Annotated in this window: 14 protein-coding genes and 1 pseudogene; 11 read left to right on the top strand and 4 right to left on the bottom strand. The window is 71.7% G+C overall.

All coding sequences use genetic code 11. From position 1 onward, the window contains the following. Positions 1-8 precede the first annotated feature (8 nt). The 4 genes and pseudogenes from leuS (at position 9) to holA (ending at position 7,003) form a co-directional block, all read left to right on the top strand. Entirely contained in the window at positions 9-2,549 is a 2,541-nt protein-coding gene (gene leuS, locus EDF48_RS06745; protein WP_123938283.1) for a leucine--tRNA ligase, read from the top strand. Positions 2,550-2,760: 211 nt separating this feature from the next. Then, on the top strand, positions 2,761-3,519 hold the full coding sequence (locus tag EDF48_RS06740; RefSeq protein ID WP_243698054.1) for a helix-hairpin-helix domain-containing protein: 759 nt from the start codon (positions 2,761-2,763) through the stop codon (positions 3,517-3,519). 3 nt (positions 3,520-3,522) lie between these two features. Continuing rightward, positions 3,523-5,373, top strand: a pseudogene (locus EDF48_RS19375) (ComEC/Rec2 family competence protein); the annotation flags it as partial. A 610-nt stretch (positions 5,374-5,983) separates the two neighbouring features. Beyond that, the gene (holA, locus tag EDF48_RS19370; RefSeq protein WP_123292542.1) at positions 5,984-7,003 is read left to right on the top strand and encodes a DNA polymerase III subunit delta; all 1,020 of its coding nucleotides are present in this window, start codon (positions 5,984-5,986) and stop codon (positions 7,001-7,003) included. 222 nt (positions 7,004-7,225) lie between these two features. Here holA and rpsT read toward each other — a convergent pair whose 3' ends face one another. Next, complete coding sequence (rpsT, locus tag EDF48_RS06725) at positions 7,226-7,486, bottom strand: 30S ribosomal protein S20 (protein ID WP_111085752.1); 261 nt, start codon at positions 7,484-7,486, stop codon at positions 7,226-7,228. A gap of 200 nt (positions 7,487-7,686) precedes the next feature. Here rpsT and EDF48_RS06720 point away from each other — a divergent pair, with 200 nt between their 5' ends. Together EDF48_RS06720 and lepA are read left to right on the top strand one after the other, a co-directional pair. After that, positions 7,687-8,853, top strand: a complete 1,167-nt coding sequence (locus EDF48_RS06720) for an aminotransferase class I/II-fold pyridoxal phosphate-dependent enzyme (RefSeq protein WP_131878944.1) — start codon at positions 7,687-7,689, stop codon at positions 8,851-8,853. 144 nt (positions 8,854-8,997) lie between these two features. Further along, a complete protein-coding gene (gene lepA, locus EDF48_RS06715; RefSeq protein ID WP_123292544.1) occupies positions 8,998-10,845 on the top strand; it encodes a translation elongation factor 4 in 1,848 nt (615 codons plus the stop codon). A 131-nt stretch (positions 10,846-10,976) separates the two neighbouring features. Here the strand turns inward: lepA and EDF48_RS06710 are convergent, their stop codons facing one another. After that, positions 10,977-11,468: a hypothetical protein gene (locus EDF48_RS06710; protein WP_131878942.1), complete on the bottom strand. Its 492-nt coding sequence runs from the start codon at positions 11,466-11,468 to the stop codon at positions 10,977-10,979. 140 nt (positions 11,469-11,608) lie between these two features. On the opposite strand from EDF48_RS06710, the gene EDF48_RS06705 reads away from it, so the two are divergent. Beyond that, positions 11,609-12,256 (top strand): DUF1990 domain-containing protein, encoded by a 648-nt coding sequence (locus EDF48_RS06705; RefSeq protein WP_111085748.1) that lies wholly within the window; start codon positions 11,609-11,611, stop codon positions 12,254-12,256. Positions 12,257-12,306: 50 nt separating this feature from the next. Here the strand turns inward: EDF48_RS06705 and EDF48_RS06700 are convergent, their stop codons facing one another. Then, positions 12,307-12,999, bottom strand: a complete 693-nt coding sequence (locus EDF48_RS06700) for an HAD family hydrolase (RefSeq protein ID WP_165932335.1) — start codon at positions 12,997-12,999, stop codon at positions 12,307-12,309. A gap of 28 nt (positions 13,000-13,027) precedes the next feature. On the opposite strand from EDF48_RS06700, the gene hemW reads away from it, so the two are divergent. After that, positions 13,028-14,269: a radical SAM family heme chaperone HemW gene (gene hemW / locus EDF48_RS06695; protein ID WP_131878938.1), complete on the top strand. Its 1,242-nt coding sequence runs from the start codon at positions 13,028-13,030 to the stop codon at positions 14,267-14,269. Between the two features lie 9 nt (positions 14,270-14,278). Here hemW and EDF48_RS06690 read toward each other — a convergent pair whose 3' ends face one another. After that, a complete protein-coding gene (locus tag EDF48_RS06690; protein WP_228505123.1) occupies positions 14,279-14,686 on the bottom strand; it encodes a DUF4870 domain-containing protein in 408 nt (135 codons plus the stop codon). 88 nt (positions 14,687-14,774) lie between these two features. Between EDF48_RS06690 and hrcA the strand changes: the two genes are divergently transcribed. From hrcA to EDF48_RS06675, 3 genes are read left to right on the top strand one after another with little or no spacing between them, the layout of a single operon-like run. Beyond that, positions 14,775-15,797 carry a heat-inducible transcriptional repressor HrcA gene (gene hrcA / locus EDF48_RS06685; RefSeq protein WP_123340397.1) on the top strand — a complete coding sequence of 341 codons (1,023 nt, stop codon included), beginning with the start codon at positions 14,775-14,777 and terminating at the stop codon, positions 15,795-15,797. Between the two features lie 53 nt (positions 15,798-15,850). Beyond that, a complete protein-coding gene (dnaJ, locus tag EDF48_RS06680; protein WP_111085744.1) occupies positions 15,851-16,963 on the top strand; it encodes a molecular chaperone DnaJ in 1,113 nt (370 codons plus the stop codon). Beyond that, on the top strand, positions 16,963-17,700 hold the full coding sequence (locus tag EDF48_RS06675) for a 16S rRNA (uracil(1498)-N(3))-methyltransferase (protein ID WP_131878935.1): 738 nt from the start codon (positions 16,963-16,965) through the stop codon (positions 17,698-17,700). The genes dnaJ and EDF48_RS06675 overlap by 1 nt, the downstream gene beginning before the upstream one ends. The last annotated feature ends 15 nt before the right edge of the window (positions 17,701-17,715 follow it).

Here is a 17,715-nt window from a genome sequence, read left to right as displayed (position 1 = left end):
TGACGTCCGTGACCACCGAGCAGCACGCCGAGGACCCGAACGCCTACGACTTCCGTCGTATCCAGGAGAAGTGGCAGCCCCGCTGGGAAGAGCTCGGGCTCTTCACCACCGACCTGGACGACACGCGTCCGCGCAAGTACATCCTCGAGATGTTCCCGTACCCGTCCGGCGACCTCCACATGGGGCACGCCGAGAACTGGGCCCTCGGCGACTTCGTGGCGCGCTACTGGCGCCAGCAGGGCTTCAACGTCCTGCACCCCATCGGCTGGGACTCCTTCGGTCTGCCCGCCGAGAACGCCGCGATCAAGCGCGGGGTGGACCCGAAGGACTGGACCTACGCGAACATCGCGCAGCAGAAGGCGTCCTTCAAGCGCTACGCGCCGTCGTTCGACTGGAGCACCGAGATCCACACCTCGGACCCCGAGTACTACAAGTGGAACCAGTGGCTGTTCCTGAAGATGTACGAGAAGGGCCTGGCGTACCGCAAGGACAGCTGGGTCAACTGGGACCCGGTGGACCAGACCGTGCTCGCGAACGAGCAGGTCCTGCCCGACGGCACCTCGGACCGCTCCGGCGCCGTCGTCGTCAAGAAGAAGCTCACGCAGTGGTACTTCAAGATCACGGAGTACGCCGACCGCCTGCTCGACGACCTCAACCAGCTCGAGGGACGGTGGCCCGCCAAGGTCATCGCGCAGCAGCGCAACTGGATCGGCCGGTCGGTCGGCGCCGACGTCGACTTCGTCATCGAGGGCCGTGACGAGCCCGTCACGGTGTTCACGACGCGTCCCGACACGATCCACGGCGTGACGTTCCTCGTCGTCGCACCGGACTCGGACCTGGCGGCGTCGCTGGTCGCTTCAGCGTCCTCCTCCGTCCGTGCGGACTTCGATGCCTACCTCGTCGCCACCCAGAAGACGTCGGAGATCGACCGGCAGAACGCGGACCGCCCGAAGACCGGTGTGCCGCTCGGCCGTTTCGCGATCCACCCGCTGACGGGGGAGCGCCTGCCCATCTGGGCCGCCGACTACGTGCTGGCCGACTACGGTCACGGCGCCGTCATGGCCGTCCCGGCGCACGACCAGCGCGACCTCGACTTCGCCCGGGCGTTCGACCTGCCCGTGAAGGTCGTCGTCGACACCAACGCCGCGGTCACCGGAGCGATCCCGGTGATCACCGAGGACACCGAGCTGCCCGACCTCAACCCCGCCACCACGGGCGAGGCACTGACGGGTCAGGGCCGGATGATGAACTCCGGCCCCCTCGACGGCATGTCGAAGCAGCACGCGATCACCGCCGCGATCTCCCTGCTCGAGGAGCGCGGGACCGGTCGCGCCGCCAAGACCTACCGCCTGCGCGACTGGCTCATCTCGCGCCAGCGCTTCTGGGGCACGCCGATCCCGATCATCCACGGCGCCGACGGCAGCGAGCACCCCGTGCCGCTCGACCAGCTGCCGGTGCGGCTGCCCGACACCGAGGGGCTCGACCTCAAGCCCAAGGGCACCTCGCCGCTCGGCGGAGCGACCGACTGGGTCAACGTCCCGAACCCCGTCGACGGTACGCCCGCGCTCCGTGACACCGACACGATGGACACCTTCGTCGACTCGTCGTGGTACTTCCTGCGCTTCCTGGCGGCGAACGACGACACCCAGGCGTTCGACCCCGCGGTCGCCCGCAAGTGGGCGCCGGTCGACCAGTACATCGGCGGGATCGAGCACGCGATCCTGCACCTGCTGTACGCGCGCTTCGTCACCAAGGTGCTCTTCGACCTCGGTTACCTCGACTTCACCGAGCCGTTCTCGGCACTGCTCAACCAGGGCATGGTGCTGTCCGGCGGCTCGAAGATGTCGAAGTCCAAGGGCGGCGTCTCGCTCGGTGACGAGCTCGACGCGAACGGCGTCGACGCGATCCGCCTGGTGATGGGCTTCGCCGGCCCGCCCGAGGACGACATCAACTGGGAGGACGTCTCGCCGTCCGCCTCGGCACGCTTCCTGGCCCGCGCCTACCGCTTGGCGACCGACGTCACGTCGACCCCCGACGTCGTCTGGGCCGAGGGCGACCGCGCCCTGCGCCAGGTGACGCACCGGTTCCTGGCCGATGCGCCGGGCCTGATGGAGTCGTTCAAGTTCAACGTCGTGATCGCGCGGCTCATGGACCTGGTCAACGTGACCCGCAAGGCGATCGACAGCGGCCCCGGTGCCGCCGACCCCGCCGTGCGCGAAGCCGTCGAGACCGTCACGCTCGGCCTCGCCGTGTTCGCGCCGTACACCGGCGAGGAGATGTGGGAGCAGCTCGGGTACGAGGCCACCGTCGCGCTGCACGGTTGGCGGAAGGCCGACCCGACGCTGCTGGTGCAGGAGACCCTCACCGCGGTCGTCCAGGTCAACGGCAAGGTCCGCGACTCGTTCGAGGTGTCGAAGTCGATCGAGCCGTCCGAGCTCGAGGCACTCGCGCGGGCTTCTGCGAACGTGCAGCGGTACATCGGTGACCGCGAGATCGTGAAGGTCATCGTGCGGGCGCCGAAGCTCGTGAACATCGCCATCAAGGGGTAGTCCTCGGGCGGCGCGGCCGTCCACGGGGTGGGCGTCTGGCCGTCCACAGGGTGGGCGTCTGGCCGTCCACAGGGTGGGCGTCCGACGCACCTGTCCACAGACCAGCACTCCGGAGCCCGGCCGATCGGCCGGGCTCCGTAGCGTTCGGGGCATGTCGTCGCCATCGTCACCGGACCCTCGGTCAGTGGACGGCGCGCCCGCATCGGGACGCGTGCCCTGGTCGCGACTGGTGCTGTCGCCGCGGGCCGCGGTGGTGCTGGCCGGGGTCGTCGTGGCTGTGGCGCTGGTGGTGGTCCTGGTCGGGTCGCTGACGGGGCGTGGTGGTGCCGGCGCGGGCGGGGTCGTCGTCAGTGGTGCGCCCACCGCCGGCGCGCCGACTGCCGGGGTGCCGACCGCCGGTGCGCCCATCGCTGGCGCGCCGACCGCTGGGTCGTCGACCGCTGGTCCTGCATCCGGTGGGCAAACAGCTGCCAGTGGTGCGGCGCGTGTGGTGGTGCACGTGCTCGGGGCGGTCGAGCGCGACGGCGTGGTGCGCCTGCCGCCGTCGAGCCGGGTCACCGACGCGATCGAGCGGGCCGGCGGCGTGACGGCGGACGCGGACCTCGACCGACTGAACCTGGCGCGGGTCCTGACCGACGGCGAGCGGCTGTACGTGCCCCGCGTGGGCGAGGACGAGGTCCCGGCGGCGCTCGATCCGGTCGACGGCGGTGCGGCCGCGGCGGGCAGCAGCGGGGGCAGCAGTACGGGTGCCGCGGATGCCTGGGGAACCGGCGCTGACCCCGTCGTCGACCTGAACAGCGCCGACCAGGCTGCGCTCGAGACCCTGCCCGGCATCGGCCCGGGGTTGGCCGGCCGGATCCTCGCCTGGCGCGACGAACACGGCCGGTTCACCGCGGTCGAGGACCTGCTCGACGTCAGCGGCATCGGCGACGTCCGGTTCGCTGAGCTGCGTGACCGCGTGCGGGTCTGAGCCGTGCCCGTGCAGCTGCGACCCAGTGCGACGGACCTGCGGGTTGCGGTGCCGGTGGCGATCGCCTGGATCGTGACGACCGTGCTCGTCGGTCGACCGGCGGCAGCGCCGGTGGTCGGGATCGTGGCCGCCGTGCTGGCCGTGCTGGCCGTGCTGGCCGTGCTCGCCGGTGGGAGTGTGATCATCGCGGGTCGTCGTTGCTCGGGCCGCCGCTGCCGCACCGTGACCGCCTGTGCCGGCCCGGTGCTCGTCGCGGCGGCGCTGACCGCGTTGCTCGCGGTGTCGGTCACCGTGGGTGAGACCCGCCGGACGCCGGAGGTGCTCCGCCCCCTCGCCTCCGGGTCGGGCACCGTCTCGTTCGACGCGGTCCTGTCGCGCGACCTGGGCCCGGGTGACCGCTCCGTCCTCGCGACGCTCGAGCGTGCCGACACGGAGCGTGCGCTCCGGGTACCGGTCCGGCTCGTCCCGCCGGGCGACGGTGCGCTCGTCCCGCCGGGTGACGATGACGACCGCGTGCTGGCCGCGGGAACGCGGGTGACCGGCACCGGGACGATCGAGGCCGACGTCCCCGGTTCCGCGACCGCGTTCGTGCTGTTCCTCCGGGGTGTGCCCGCCACCGAGCCACCCGGGGGACTGCTCGGAGCCTCCGACACCGCGCGCCGGGCCTTCGTCCGCGCGACGGCGGACCTGCCCGAGCCCGGGGCTGCGCTCCTGCGTGGCCTGGCGATCGGCGACCGGTCCGGCCTCGACGCCGCGACCGAGGCAGCGATGGAGACCTCGGCGCTGACCCACCTGACCGCGGTGTCCGGGGCGAACTGCGCGGTGATCGTCGGCCTCGTCGTGGTGGTCGGGCGACTCTGCGGGGTGCCTCGGGGGCTCCGGGCGGCGTCTGCCGTCGCCGTGCTGCTCGCGTTCGTGGTGCTCGTACGGCCAGACCCGTCGATCGTCCGGGCCACGGTGATGGCGGTCGTCGTGCTGGTCGTGCACCTGTCCGGCCGCCCCGTGCGCGGCGTGCCCCTCATCGCCCTGGCCGCGATCGGCATGCTGGTGGTCGACCCCTGGTTCGCGCGGTCGTTCGGGTTCGCGCTGTCGGTGCTCGCCACGAGCGGCATCCTGGTGCTCGGGCCACCGCTCACCACGCTCCTCGCCCGACGGCTGTGGACCCCGGCGGCCGCCGCCCTCGCCGTGCCGGTGGCAGCACAGGTCGCCTGCTGGCCCGTGACGATCCCGCTGTCCGCGGCGCTGCCGACCTACGCGGTGCCGGCGAACCTGCTGGCCGAGCCCCTGGCACCGATCGTCACCGTCGTCGGCCTCGGTGCGTGTCTGCTCGCGCCGGTCTGGCCGTGGGGTGGGTCGGTGCTGGCCGCCGTCGCCTGGGCCCCCGCGTCGGCGGTCGGGGGCATCGCCCACGGCGCAGCGCTCCTGCCGTACGCGTCGGCGCCGTGGCCGGGTGGGACCGTCGGGGTGGTCGGCGCCGTGGTCGTCAGCGCGTGCCTCGCGGTCGCCGTGCTCAGCACTCCGACGGCGCGGAGCCGCCTGCTGCTCGTCGCGGGAGTCGTCGTCGTGGTCGGTGTCGCCGCCGTCGCGGTACCCGTGCTGGTCGTGCGCGGTACCGTCCCGCGCGACTGGGCGGTCGCGGCGTGCGACGTCGGACAGGGTGACGCCGTGCTGGTCCGTGGCGGCGACAGCACGGCACTGATCGACACCGGGGACGACCCGGACCGTCTCCGGGCCTGCCTCGACCTGCTGCGGGTCCGCCGGATCGACCTGCTCGTCCTCACGCACTTCGACCGCGACCACGTCGGGGCGGTCGACGAGGTCGCGGGCATCGTCGACACGGCGCTCGTCGGACCCGTCGGCCGTGCGTCGGACAGCCGCGTCGTGCAGGACCTGCAGCGCGGCGGCGTCGACGTCCGGCAGGCCGACGACCGGGTGTCCGGTGTGCTCGGGCCGCTCGGTTGGCGCGTGGTGTGGCCGCGGGCGGGCAGCCCGGACGCCGGCAACGACGCGAGCATCGTGCTCGTGACCGAGCCGCCGCCAGGTGGCGGCTGCCCGACGTGCCTGTCCGGGGTGTTCCTCGGCGACCTGGGGGAGACCGCCCAGCGCCGTGTCCGCTCCGGCAGCGCACTCCCCGACGGGCGCGTCGACGTCGTGAAGGTCTCGCACCACGGTTCGGCCGACCAGGACCCCCTGCTGTACCGGCAGCTCGCGGCCCGCGTCGGACTCGTCGGCGTCGGCGCGGACAACACCTACGGCCACCCGACACGGTCGGCGCTGTCGATGCTCGCATCGTCCGGGACCGCCACGTACCGGACCGACGAACTCGGCACCGTCGTGGTGGGTCGGGCGGCCGCCGACGACCTGCGGGTGTGGACGGAGCGCACGCCGTCGGTGGCCGCCCGTAGGATCGTCGGAGCACTCGTCGCACCGGCACCGTCCGGGTCGGCACCACCGGAAGGACCGCATGCCCGCCAAGAAGCCCGCGCGCGCCGCAGCGAAGATCGACCAAGTCCCCTGGTCGGGGATCCGGCCGGCCCCGGTCGTGCTCGTCACCGGGCCCGAGGCGTTCCTGGCCGACCGGGCCAGCAGTGTGCTCAAGGACCTGCTCGTGGGCGAGGACCCGGCGCTCGAGGTGCACGACCTCGAGGCCGACCAGTACGCTCCCGGGCTACTCGCGACCCTCGCCAGCCCGTCGTTGTTCGGCGAGCCGCGGCTCGTGCGGGTCACCAACGTCGAGAAGTGCACCGACGCCTTCATCACCGAGACCATCTCGTACCTGCAGGCCCCGGCCGACGACGTCACCCTGGTGCTCCGTCACGGCGGCGGGGTGCGTGGCAAGAAGCTGCTCGACACGATCCGCAGCGGGGTCGGCGGTGGGGTCGAGGTCCTGTGCGACGAGCTCAAGCGCGAGACCGACCGCATCGACTTCGTGAACGCCGAGTTCCGCGCCGCTCGACGCAAGATCGCGCCGTCGGCGGTCCGCACCCTCGTGGTCGCCTTCGCGGACGACCTGGCTGAGCTCGCCGCCGCGTGCCGCCAGCTCCTGGCGGACGAAGCGCAGGAGATCACCGACAAGGTCGTCGACAAGTACTACGGCGGTCGCGTCGAGACGAACGCGTTCAAGGTGGCCGACATCGCCCTGGCCGGACGGTCCGCTCCGGCGATCGTCGAGTTGCGGCACGCGCTGGCGACGGGCGAAGCACCGGTGCCGATCGTCGCGGCGTTCGCGAGCAAGATCCGCACGATGGCGAAGGTCAGCGCGTTCCGCGGGCCGAGCGGTCAGGCGGCGTCGGCGCTCGGCATGGCCCCGTGGCAGGTGCAGCGCGCGCAGCGTGACGTCGCCTCGTGGAGTGAGACGGGTCTCGCGAACGCGATCACGAGCATCGCTGAGGCGGACACCGCGGTGAAGGGCGGCTCGCGCGACGCGCACTACGCACTCGAGGTCATGGTCCGCACCATCGCCCGACGCGGCGAGGCGCGCTGAGGCGACCCGCGCCTCCCGGTCGTCGCGCGCTCGCGCGCCCACACCCGCGCACTTGGTGAGCAGAAATGGTCGAGTGCCGACCGGCGACCCGACCATTTCTGCTCACGAAGCGTGCGGCCCGCCGCCGCCACCACCCAGACGCCCGCCGCCCACGCCCCACCCCCGCACACGACGAAGGCCCCACACCGTTCGGTGCGGGGCCTTCGTGCGGCGCTCAGGAGATCAGAGCGACGCAACCTTCTTCGCGATGGCCGACTTGCGGTTCGCTGCCTGGTTGCGGTGGATGACACCCTTGCTCACGGCCTTGTCGAGCTTCTTCGACGCGGTGGCCAGGGCGGCAACGGCCTTGTCCTTGTCGCCAGCGGCAACGGCGTCGTTGGTGTGACGGATGAACGTCTTCAGCTCCGACTTGTAGGCCTTGTTGCGCTCGGTGGCCTTGAGGTTGGTCTTGATGCGCTTGATCTGCGACTTGATGTTCGCCATGTGTAGCTCCTGCTTCGTCTCGTACGGGTGGGCGCGACCGCGGGGTAGAGGGGCCCTCGGTCGCATCGCGTTCCACCCGTGGGCGGGGAACGCGCAAGCCAGCCACCAACATTACCAGGCGAACGGCCCGCCACCAAAGCACGAAACACCGCTGGATCGGCGTGATCTCGCGGCAACACGCACCGGATACGGTGTCGGGCATGCCATCCCTCGCTCCTCGGATCGACACCGTGCCCGCCTCCGGCATCCGGAGGGTCTTCGAGCAGGCAGCGCTGCTGCAGTCCGCCGGCACCCCGGTCACGATGCTCGTGATCGGCGAACCGGACGTGCCCGTGGCACCGCACATCGGTGACGCGGCCCGCCGCGCGTGGACCGAGGACCGCACCGACTACACGCCGAACGGTGGCATCGCACCCCTGCGCGAGGCGATCCGCGACAAGCTCCGCCGCGAGAACCGCATCGAGGCCGACCTCGAACAGATCTGGATGACGATCGGCGCGACGCAGGCCCTGTTCCAGGCGATGACGCTGACGCTGAGTCCCGGCGACGAGGTCCTGGTGCCGGACCCCGGCTACACGACCTTCACGATGAACGCGCACATCCTCGGGGCCACGCCGGTGCCGTACCGGCTCGAACCGCAGCACGGGTTCGAACCCGACCTCGAGGCACTCGAGGCGAGCGTCACCGAGCGCACGCGCGTGCTCGTGGTGAACTCGCCGTCGAACCCGCTCGGCTCGGTGTTCAGCGAGGACACCCTCCGCGCGCTGCTCTCCTTCGCGAAGCGGCACGACCTGTGGGTGATCAGCGACGAGGTCTACGAGTACTTCACCTACGGCACCCGTCACGTCAGCCTGGCCGCGCTCGACGAGGACGACCGGGTGTTCTCCGCGTTCTCGCTGAGCAAGACCTACGCGATGACGGGTGTCCGGGTCGGGTACCTCGTCACGCCGAAGGGCCTCGGGCCGACGATGCGCACCACGCAGGAGGCGATGATCAGCTGCGTCGCCGAGCCCGACCAGTACGCGGCGCTGGCGGCGATCGTGGGGGACCACTCCGCGGTCCGCGACGCCCGCGAGCACTACCGGGCGAACCTCGAGGTCGCGAAGGAGGTCCTCGACGCCGCCGGGATCCGGTACCTCGACCCGCGGGGCGCCTTCTACCTCTGGGTCGACGTGTCGCACGCCTCGGACGGCGACGTCGCGGCGTGGGCGCTCGGCCTCCTGCAGCGCGAGGCCGTCGCGGTCGCGCCCGGCAGCGCGTTCGGCCGCACCGGCGAGGGCTGGATCCGCGTCTGCCTGGCCGCCACCCCTGACGACCTGCGGCGCGGCCTGGGCGCGTTGCCGGCGCCGGCGCACGCTTCCGTCTGACGGCGGCGACCGTCCGGACCGGGGCGGGTGACGCACGGGAGGCCCGCCCCGCGTTCCGCATCGCACGTCGCGCAGCCGCGCCGTGCCTCCAGAGCGGGTGAAGCATGGGAGACTGGGCCGACCGTCCGACCCACCTGAGGAACCGTGAGCCCACAAGCATCCGCTCCGCTCGAGCCCGCCGCGACCCCGGCCGGCGCGATCCGCAACTTCTGCATCATCGCGCACATCGACCACGGCAAGTCCACGCTGGCCGACCGCATGCTGCAGATGACCGGCGTCGTCGAGGAGCGCGCGATGCGCGCGCAGTACCTCGACCGCATGGACATCGAGCGCGAGCGCGGCATCACGATCAAGTCGCAGGCCGTCCGCATGCCGTGGGAGCTCGACGGTGAGACCTTCGCGCTCAACATGATCGACACCCCCGGGCACGTCGACTTCTCGTACGAGGTCTCGCGTTCCCTGGCAGCGTGCGAGGGCGCGATCCTGCTCGTCGACGCCGCCCAGGGCATCGAAGCGCAGACGCTGGCGAACCTGTACCTGGCGCTCGAGAACGACCTCGAGATCATCCCGGTCCTCAACAAGATCGACCTGCCGGCGGCCGAACCCGAGAAGTACGCGGCCGAGCTCGCGCAGCTCATCGGCGGCAAGCCGGAGGACGTCCTGCGCGTCTCCGGCAAGACCGGCGTCGGTGTCCCCGAGCTCCTCGACCTGGTGGTCCGGCGTGTGCCGGCACCGGTCGGCGACGTCGAGGCCGCGCCCCGCGCGATGATCTTCGACTCGGTCTACGACAGCTACCGCGGCGTGGTCACGTACATCCGGATGATCGACGGCTCGATCAAGCCGCGCGAGAAGGTCCAGATGATGTCGACCAAGTCGACGCACGAGATCCTCGAGATCGGGGTGTCGAGCCCCGAGCCGATCCCGACGAAGGGGCTCTCCGTCGGCGAGGTCGGCTACCTGATCACCGGCGTGAAGGACGTCCGCCAGTCCAAGGTCGGCGACACCGTCACGAGTGCGCAGAAGCCCGCGACCGAGGCCCTGCCCGGCTACACGGACCCGAAGCCGATGGTGTTCTCGGGCCTGTACCCGATCGACGGGTCGGACTACCCGGACCTCCGTGACGCGCTCGACAAGCTCAAGCTCTCCGACGCGGCGCTGGTCTACGAGCCCGAGACGTCCGTGGCGCTCGGCTTCGGCTTCCGCTGCGGGTTCCTCGGCCTGCTGCACCTCGAGATCATCACCGAGCGGCTCTCGCGCGAGTTCGGCCTCGACCTCATCACGACCGCGCCCAGCGTGATCTACGAGGTCACGAACGAGGACAACTCCGTGACCGAGGTCACGAACCCGTCCGAGTTCCCCGGCGGCCGCATCGTCGAGGTCCGCGAGCCCATGGTCCGCGCGGCGATCCTCGCGCCGAAGGACTACGTCGGCGCGATCATGGAGCTGTGCCAGTCGCGCCGCGGCTCGCTGCTCGGCATGGAGTACCTCGGCGAGGACCGCGTCGAGATCCGTTACGAGATGCCCCTCGGCGAGATCGTGTTCGACTTCTTCGACCAGCTGAAGAGCAAGACGCAGGGCTACGCGTCGCTCGACTACGAGCCCATCGGCGACCAGGCGGCCGACCTCGTCAAGGTCGACATCCTGCTGCAGGGCGACCAGGTCGACGCGTTCAGCGCGATCGTGCACCGCGACAAGGCCTACGCCTACGGCACGCTGATGACCGAGCGGCTGCGCAAGCTCATCCCGCGCCAACAGTTCGAGGTCCCGATCCAGGCGGCCATCGGCGCGCGGATCATCGCCCGCGAGAGCATCCGCGCGATGCGCAAGGACGTCCTGGCGAAGTGCTACGGCGGTGACATCACCCGCAAGCGCAAGCTCCTCGAGAAGCAGAAGGAGGGCAAGAAGCGCATGAAGACCATCGGCCGGGTCGAGGTCCCGCAGGAAGCCTTCATCGCCGCGCTCTCCGGCGACGTGGAAGAGAAGAAGAAGTAGTAGCGCGCGTCGCGCCGGGTTCCGACGTTTCGCGCTGAGCGACACCGCACGCGCCGGGGCGGCCGTGAAGTGTCGCTGGGCGCGAGAGTTCGCCCGGGCCGGTCGGCGCCGGCAGCCGCGGTCGGGCGCCGTCAGCGAAGGCGCGCGGCGCGGGTCCGCAAGGCGGCCAGGCAGAGGGCCGGGAGGCTCGCGGCGGCCAGTCCCGCCAGTGCGGTCCGCACGATGGTCCAGCCCGCAGCCGCTGCGAAGTCGTCCTGCGCCCCCGCGGCGATCCCGGCGAGCACGGCACCGACGACCATCGTGAGCGTCACGGCGGCGAGCAGGCGCGGCAGTCGCGCCGCGCGGTGCCGACGGACCGCCACGACCAGGGTGGCTCCGAACAGCAGCACACCCGCCCCGGCGCAGCACGCACCGACGCCGGCGATCGCGTTCGCGGTGTCGAAGGTGTCCCACTGCGCGGCCGGCACTGTGACGTACCGCGTCGACGAGCCGATGCTCGCCGTCGTCGCGTCGACCAGGACACGCGCGAGTGCGGCGGCGCCGAAGGCGACGAGCGTGAGCGCGGCGAGCGTCGTGGTCCGACGGTCGACGGACCGCCAGGGCGCGGGGGTGGAGCGGGGCACGCTGCAACGATAGGGGCGGGGCGGCCGCGAGTCGGGCCTCCAGTTCGGGGTGCACGCGAACCGGACGACGAGACCCGGTCGACACGACCTGAGCGGTGATCGGTTCGATCCGACGGGTCAGGCGCAAGTAGGCTGGCGGCATGAGCATCCGCGGGAGCTACCGGACCGCCCTGACCTACGGCGCGGTGGGGGCGACCCAGGCGTCGGACCTCATGACGTACCCGCCCGAGGGGTTCACGCCCACCGAGTCGCGTGCCCGGATCGGGCACGGCGACCAGCGGTTCGAGACCGCGGTGACGCAGGCCCTGACGTGGCAGATCCAGGAGCGCAGCGGTATCCGCGTGCGCGTCGAGGAACAGCCCGACGACGACGAGGTCCGGTACAACCCGGTGACGTTCGACGACGACGGCGTCCCGATCGCCCCGGCCTCGATCGGCACGCCCCGGGTCGAGAAGTTCGCGCCCGACGGCACACCGCTGGTGACCGCCGGCACGTCGGCGACGCTCACGATGCACGCCTTCGGGCGGACCGTGCAGGCGCCCGTGCGGGTCGTGTCGATCATCGACGAGCACGACCGCAAGGGCTTCGCGTACGGCACGCTCGAGGGGCACCCGCTCTCCGGCGAGGAGTCGTTCGTCGTCGAGCGCACGTCGGACGGCTCCGTGTGGCTGCAGATCCGGCAGTTCTCGCAGCCGTCGAGCCGGAAGTGGCAGTTCGTCGCGCCGCTGCTGCGACGGCAGCAGAAGGTGATGGCGGAGCAGTACCTGGCGGCGCTGCGGGGCGACTAGCGGCGAGCGCGTGCGAGCGTTCACGCGCTTGCGGGCGCTTGCGCGCTGGGTCAGCGCAGTGGCGGCAGCGCCGCGATGGCGTCCTCGATCAGCGCGGCGTCGACCCGGCAGTCCCGCGCGACCGTGACCGCGTTGGTGACCCGCAGCGCCTCGACGTCGAACACCCCGGTGGCGACCGCCAGGAAGGGGATGCCGGCGGCGTCCGCGGCCTCGCCGTCACGCGGGGTGTCGCCGACGATCACTGCGCGGGTGCCGGCGAGCTCCGCCGCCGCGCGGGTGGTGACGTCCGCACGCTCCACCTCGGTGTCGCCGAAGTAGGAGTGGTCCCAGTCGAACAGACTCTCGTCGAACCCGGCACCGGCCAGCTTGACGCGTGCGCGGTACTCGGAGTTGCCGGTGAGCAGGCCGTTCCGCCACCCGAGCTCGGCGAAGCGGGTGAGCAGCGCGGTGGCACCGGGGACGGGGGACCGGTGGTCGCCCGAGGCGTGCCGCTCGGCGGTGAGGTCGCGCAGGTGGCCGCTGACCGTCGGGATGATCGTGTCCTCGAACGCGTGCGCACGGACGTGCTCGGCGATGAGTCCGGCATCGGTCCGACCGTGCTGGTGCCCGACGCGCAGGGTGAGGTCGCGGCCGACCGCTCGCTCGAGCGCGAGGTGGTAGAGGTTGCCCGGGGACGACGCGTTCATCACGAGGGTGCCGTCGATGTCCCACAGGACCGTGGTGGGGACGGGGTGGTGCTCCATGCGTCCATCATGACGGACAATGGACTCCATGCCGAGTGCTCTCCCGATCGCCGATCCGGCACCCGCTGACGGACTGATCGTGCCGCGAGCCGCGGCGGGCTCCGCCGGCGGTTCCGACCCGGCGGCCGTGCCGTTCGGGGTCTACGTCCACGTGCCGTTCTGCCGGGTGCGCTGCGGCTACTGCGACTTCAACACGTACACGGCGTCCGAGCTCCGCGGCGTGCGCCGCGACGACTACGCCGGCCACGCCGTGCGGGAGATCGAGTGGGCCGCGACCGTGCTCGACCGCTCCGGCGTCCCGCGTCGGCCCGTGTCGACCGTGTTCTTCGGCGGCGGGACCCCGACGATGCTGCCGGCGTCCGACCTGGCGATGATCCTGCGGGCCATCGACGACACGTGGGGGATCCTGCCCGGTGCCGAGGTCACGACCGAGGCGAACCCGGACTCGGTCGACGCGTCCTCGTTGCAGAGACTGCGCGAGGGTGGGTTCAACCGGATCAGCTACGGCATGCAGTCCGCGGTCCCGCACGTCCTCGCGACCCTCGACCGCACCCACGACCCGTTGCGCGTGCCGGTCGTCGTCGACCTCGCGAAGCAGCAGGGCCTCGACGTCTCCCTCGACCTCATCTACTCGACACCGGGGGAGTCCCTCGACGACTGGCGCACCTCGCTCGACGCCGCGCTGGCCTGCGAGCCCGACCACGTGTCGGCGTACTCGCTCATCGTCGAGGACGGCACCGCGATGGGCCGCATGGTGGCGCGCGGGGAGCTCCCGGCCCCCGACGACGACCTGGCCGCCGACATGTACGAGCTCGCCGACCAGGTGCTCGGCGACGCCGGGTACTCCTGGTACGAGGTGTCGAACTGGGCGCGCGGCGACGCGCACGCGAGTCGCCACAACCTGTCGTACTGGAAGGGCCACGACTGGTGGGGTGTCGGCCCCGGCGCCCACTCCGCGGTCGCCGGCACGCGCTGGTGGAACGTGAAGCACCCGGCCGCGTACGCGAACCGGGTGCTGTCCGGCGAGTCGCCGGCCGCCGGGCGCGAGGTCATCGACGACGAGACCCGCTACGTCGAGCGCCTGCTCCTCGCCGCGCGGGTCCGCGGGGAGCTCGCGACGAGCGAGATCCGCCAGGAGGCCCGTGGCCGGGTCGCGGGACTCATCGCACGGGGTCTCGTGGACGGGTCGGCCGCGGTGCGGGGACGCATCGACCTGACCCTGCAGGGTCGCCTTCTCGCCGACGCGGTGGTGCGGGAGCTGCTGGACTGACGCTGCTCGCTACTGCTTGATGAACTCGATCGACAGGGGGTAGCGGTAGAACTGGCCCCGGTTCGCCGCGACGGCCGCCAGGATGCCGAAGACGATCGTCAGCACGACGACGATCGGGAACAGCAGCGCGCCGATGACCACGACGCTCAGGATGGCGCACGCGATGTACGCGATCGCCACGGTGATGTGGAAGTTCAGTGCGACCCGGGTGTGCTCGCGGATGAAGCCGCCGCGGTCGCGCAGCACCAGGTACGCCACGAGCGGGGCGACGAAGTTGAAGAAGATCCCGCCGATGTGGGTCAGCGTGGCCCAGAGGCGCTGGTCCTCCGGGCTCATCGGCTGCGGCGGGGTGTACCCGCCCGGGTACTGGGGCCCGTTGGGGTTCTGCGGGCCACCGGGCTGCTGTCCGTAGGTCATGCCGGAAGCGTATCGGGGGTGCAGTCGTGCGGGCGTAGGATCAGCAGTCGACACGTCCGAGTGCCAGGTCGACCAGGAAGGAGCGCTCGTGGTCAGTGAACGCAGCCTCGAGGTCCTGAAGGCCATCGTGCGCGACTACGTGGCGTCCCGTGAACCGGTCGGCTCCAAGACGATCGTCGAGCGGCACGCCTTCGGCGTCAGTGCCGCCACGATCCGCAACGACATGGCCCTGCTCGAGGACGAGCAGCTCATCGTCGCGCCGCACACCTCGTCCGGCCGGGTGCCGACCGACAAGGGCTACCGGCTGTTCGTCGACCACCTCGCCGCAGCCCGGCCGCTGACGAGCGCGCAGCGGCACGCCATCGAGACCTTCCTCGGGGCCCCGAACGACCTCGACGAGGTCCTCGGCCGCACCGTGCGCCTGCTCAGCCAGCTCACGAACCAGGTCGCCCTGGTGCAGTACCCCTCGATGGTGCGCGCCCGGGTGCAGCACGTCGAGCTGGTGCGCCTCGGCGACGCCCGGCTCATGGTCGTGCTCATCACCGACACCGCCCGGGTCGAACAACGCGTCGTCGAGACCGACGTCGCGCTCGACGAGCCGCTGCTGACCGAACTCCGCACCGTGCTGAACGGCGCGGCCGTCGGGCTCCTGCTGCAGGACGTGCCCACCGCGCTCCGTGCGGTCCCGCAACAGCTCCGGCCCGACGCCCAGGCACTCGGCGGGGTCGTCGTGGCGACCCTCATCGAGCAGGTCGCGGCGAACCGGCAGGACCGCCTGGTGATGGCCGGCGCCGCCAACCTGGCGAAGAGCGAGCAGGACTTCTCCGGAGGCCTCTTCCCGGTGCTCGAAGCGATCGAGGAACAAGTCACCCTGCTCCGGTTGTTCGGGGAGATGCAGGTGGACGACATCGCGGTGGCGGCGAGCATCGGCGTCGAGAACGCCGAGTACGGGCTCGACGCCACGAGCATCGTCGCCGGCGGGTACCTCGCCGGTGGCGGCGAGGTGGCACGCCTGGGTGTCCTGGGACCGACCCGGATGGACTACGGCACGAACATGGCTGCCGTCCGGGCCGTCGCACGGTACCTGTCCAAGCTCCTGGGCGAACACTGATCGACTGCAACACCGACCGACCGACCGACCGAACACAACCGACTGAGGGATACGTGGCAGACCACTACGACGTCCTCGGCGTCCAGCGAGACGCCTCCGATGCCGACATCAAGAAGGCCTACCGCCGCCTGGCGCGTGAGCTCCACCCGGACGTGAACCCTGCCCCAGAGGCAGCCGAGCGGTTCAAGGACGTCACGCACGCGTACGACGTCCTGAGCGACCCGGAGCAGCGGCGCCGGTACGACGCCGGGCCCCAGGCCGACAGCCCCTTCGGTGGCGGCGCCGGCGGGTTCAGCGACATCTTCGACGCCTTCTTCGGCGGCGGTGGTGGTGGCGGCCGGGGCAGTGGTCCCCGCAGCCGTGCCGAGCGCGGGCAGGACGCCCTGCTCCGCATCGACGTCGACCTCGACGAGGTCGTCTTCGGCACCCACAAGGACGTCGAGGTCGACACCGCCGTCCTGTGCGAGACCTGTCACGGGTCGTGCTGCGCACCCGGCACCAGCCCGCGCACCTGCGACATCTGCGGCGGGTCCGGCAACATCCAGCGCCAGGTCCGCTCGCTGCTGGGCAACGTCGTGACGAGCGCCCCGTGCGGCACCTGCCGCGGCTACGGCACCGTCATCCCGAGCCCCTGCCCGACCTGCCAGGGTCAGGGCCGCGTCCGCGCCCGTCGCACCGTGCCGGTCGACGTCCCCGCCGGCGTCGACTCGGGCCTGCGTCTGCAGATGCCGGGCCAGGGTGAGGTCGGCCCCGCCGGTGGCCCCTCCGGCGACCTGTACCTGGAGATCCGGGTCCGGCACGACGACGTCTTCAGCCGCGACGGTGACGACCTGCTCGCCACCCTCGAGGTCGCGATGACCGATGCCGTGCTCGGCACGACCACGACGATCGACGGACTCGACGGGCCCGTCGAACTCGAGATCCGTCCGGGGGTGCAGAGCGCGGACGTCCTGGTGATCAAGGACCGCGGCATCACGAAGCTGCGTGGGAGCGGCCGCGGCGACCTCCGGGTCGGCGTGCAGGTCGTCACCCCGACGAAGCTGTCGCACAAGGAACGCCAGCTCGTCGAGCAGCTCGCGAAGTCGCACAAGGCGTCGGCGCCGCAGCTCGCCCGGTTCCAGCAGGGCATGTTCGGCAAGCTCCGCGACCGCTTCTTCAACTTCTGATGGCATCGCTCTACGTCGTGGAGTCGCTCGACGGGGTCGCCGTCGGTGGCTCCGTGACGCTCGACGGGGCAGAGGGGCGGCACGCCGTGACCGTCTCGCGCGTGCGGGTCGGTGAGACGCTGCGGCTCTCGGACGGACGGGGGACCGTCGTGTCCGGTGCGGTGGAATCCGTCGACCGCAACTCGCTGGTGCTGTCCGTGGCATCGCTGTCCGTCGACCCGCTGCCGGTCCCGTCGCTGACGCTCGTGCAGGCCCTCGCCAAGGGCGGTCGCGACGAGATGGCGGTGCAGGCGTCGACGGAGATCGGCGTCGACCGGATCGTGCCGTGGTCCGCCGCGCGCAGCGTCTCCCGGTGGGAGGGCCCGAAGGTCGAGAAGGGTCGATCGCGGTGGACGGCCATCGCGCACGAGGCCGCGAAGCAGGCGATCCGGTCGCGGGTGCCCGAGGTCGGGCCGCTCGTCACGACGGCGCAGCTCGTCCCCGCGCTCGGTGCCGGTGCTGCGGTGCTCGTGCTCGACCCCACCGCGACCGTGCGGCTCGCGACGTGGGCACCGACGGCGGACCTCGACGAGATCGCCCTCGTGGTGGGGCCGGAGGGCGGCATCGACGGCTCCGAGCTCGAGCGGCTCGAAGCCGCGGGAGCGATCAGGGTCCGGCTCGGCGACAGCGTGCTGCGGACGTCGACCGCCGGTCCCGCGGCACTCGCGATCCTGCAGGCCGGACTCGGGCGCTGGTGAGGGAAGGCCCGAGGT

It is taken from the genome of Curtobacterium sp. PhB191 (assembly GCF_004346515.1).
Taxonomy (GTDB): Bacteria; Actinomycetota; Actinomycetes; order Actinomycetales; family Microbacteriaceae; genus Curtobacterium.
The sequence above is the reverse complement of the archived record's forward strand: the minus strand, read 5'-3'. Positions and strand labels throughout refer to the sequence as shown.

Coding starts and splice junctions, on each gene's coding strand:
- holA (WP_123292542.1), top strand. CDS start 5,984: ATGCCCGCCAAGAAGCCCGCGCGCGCCGCAGCGAAGATCGACCAAGTC.
- rpsT (WP_111085752.1), bottom strand. CDS start 7,486: ATGGCGAACATCAAGTCGCAGATCAAGCGCATCAAGACCAACCTCAAG.
- EDF48_RS06720 (WP_131878944.1), top strand. CDS start 7,687: ATGCCATCCCTCGCTCCTCGGATCGACACCGTGCCCGCCTCCGGCATC.
- EDF48_RS06705 (WP_111085748.1), top strand. CDS start 11,609: ATGAGCATCCGCGGGAGCTACCGGACCGCCCTGACCTACGGCGCGGTG.
- EDF48_RS06700 (WP_165932335.1), bottom strand. CDS start 12,999: ATGGAGCACCACCCCGTCCCCACCACGGTCCTGTGGGACATCGACGGC.
- hemW (WP_131878938.1), top strand. CDS start 13,028: ATGCCGAGTGCTCTCCCGATCGCCGATCCGGCACCCGCTGACGGACTG.
- EDF48_RS06690 (WP_228505123.1), bottom strand. CDS start 14,686: ATGACCTACGGACAGCAGCCCGGTGGCCCGCAGAACCCCAACGGGCCC.
- EDF48_RS06675 (WP_131878935.1), top strand. CDS start 16,963: ATGGCATCGCTCTACGTCGTGGAGTCGCTCGACGGGGTCGCCGTCGGT.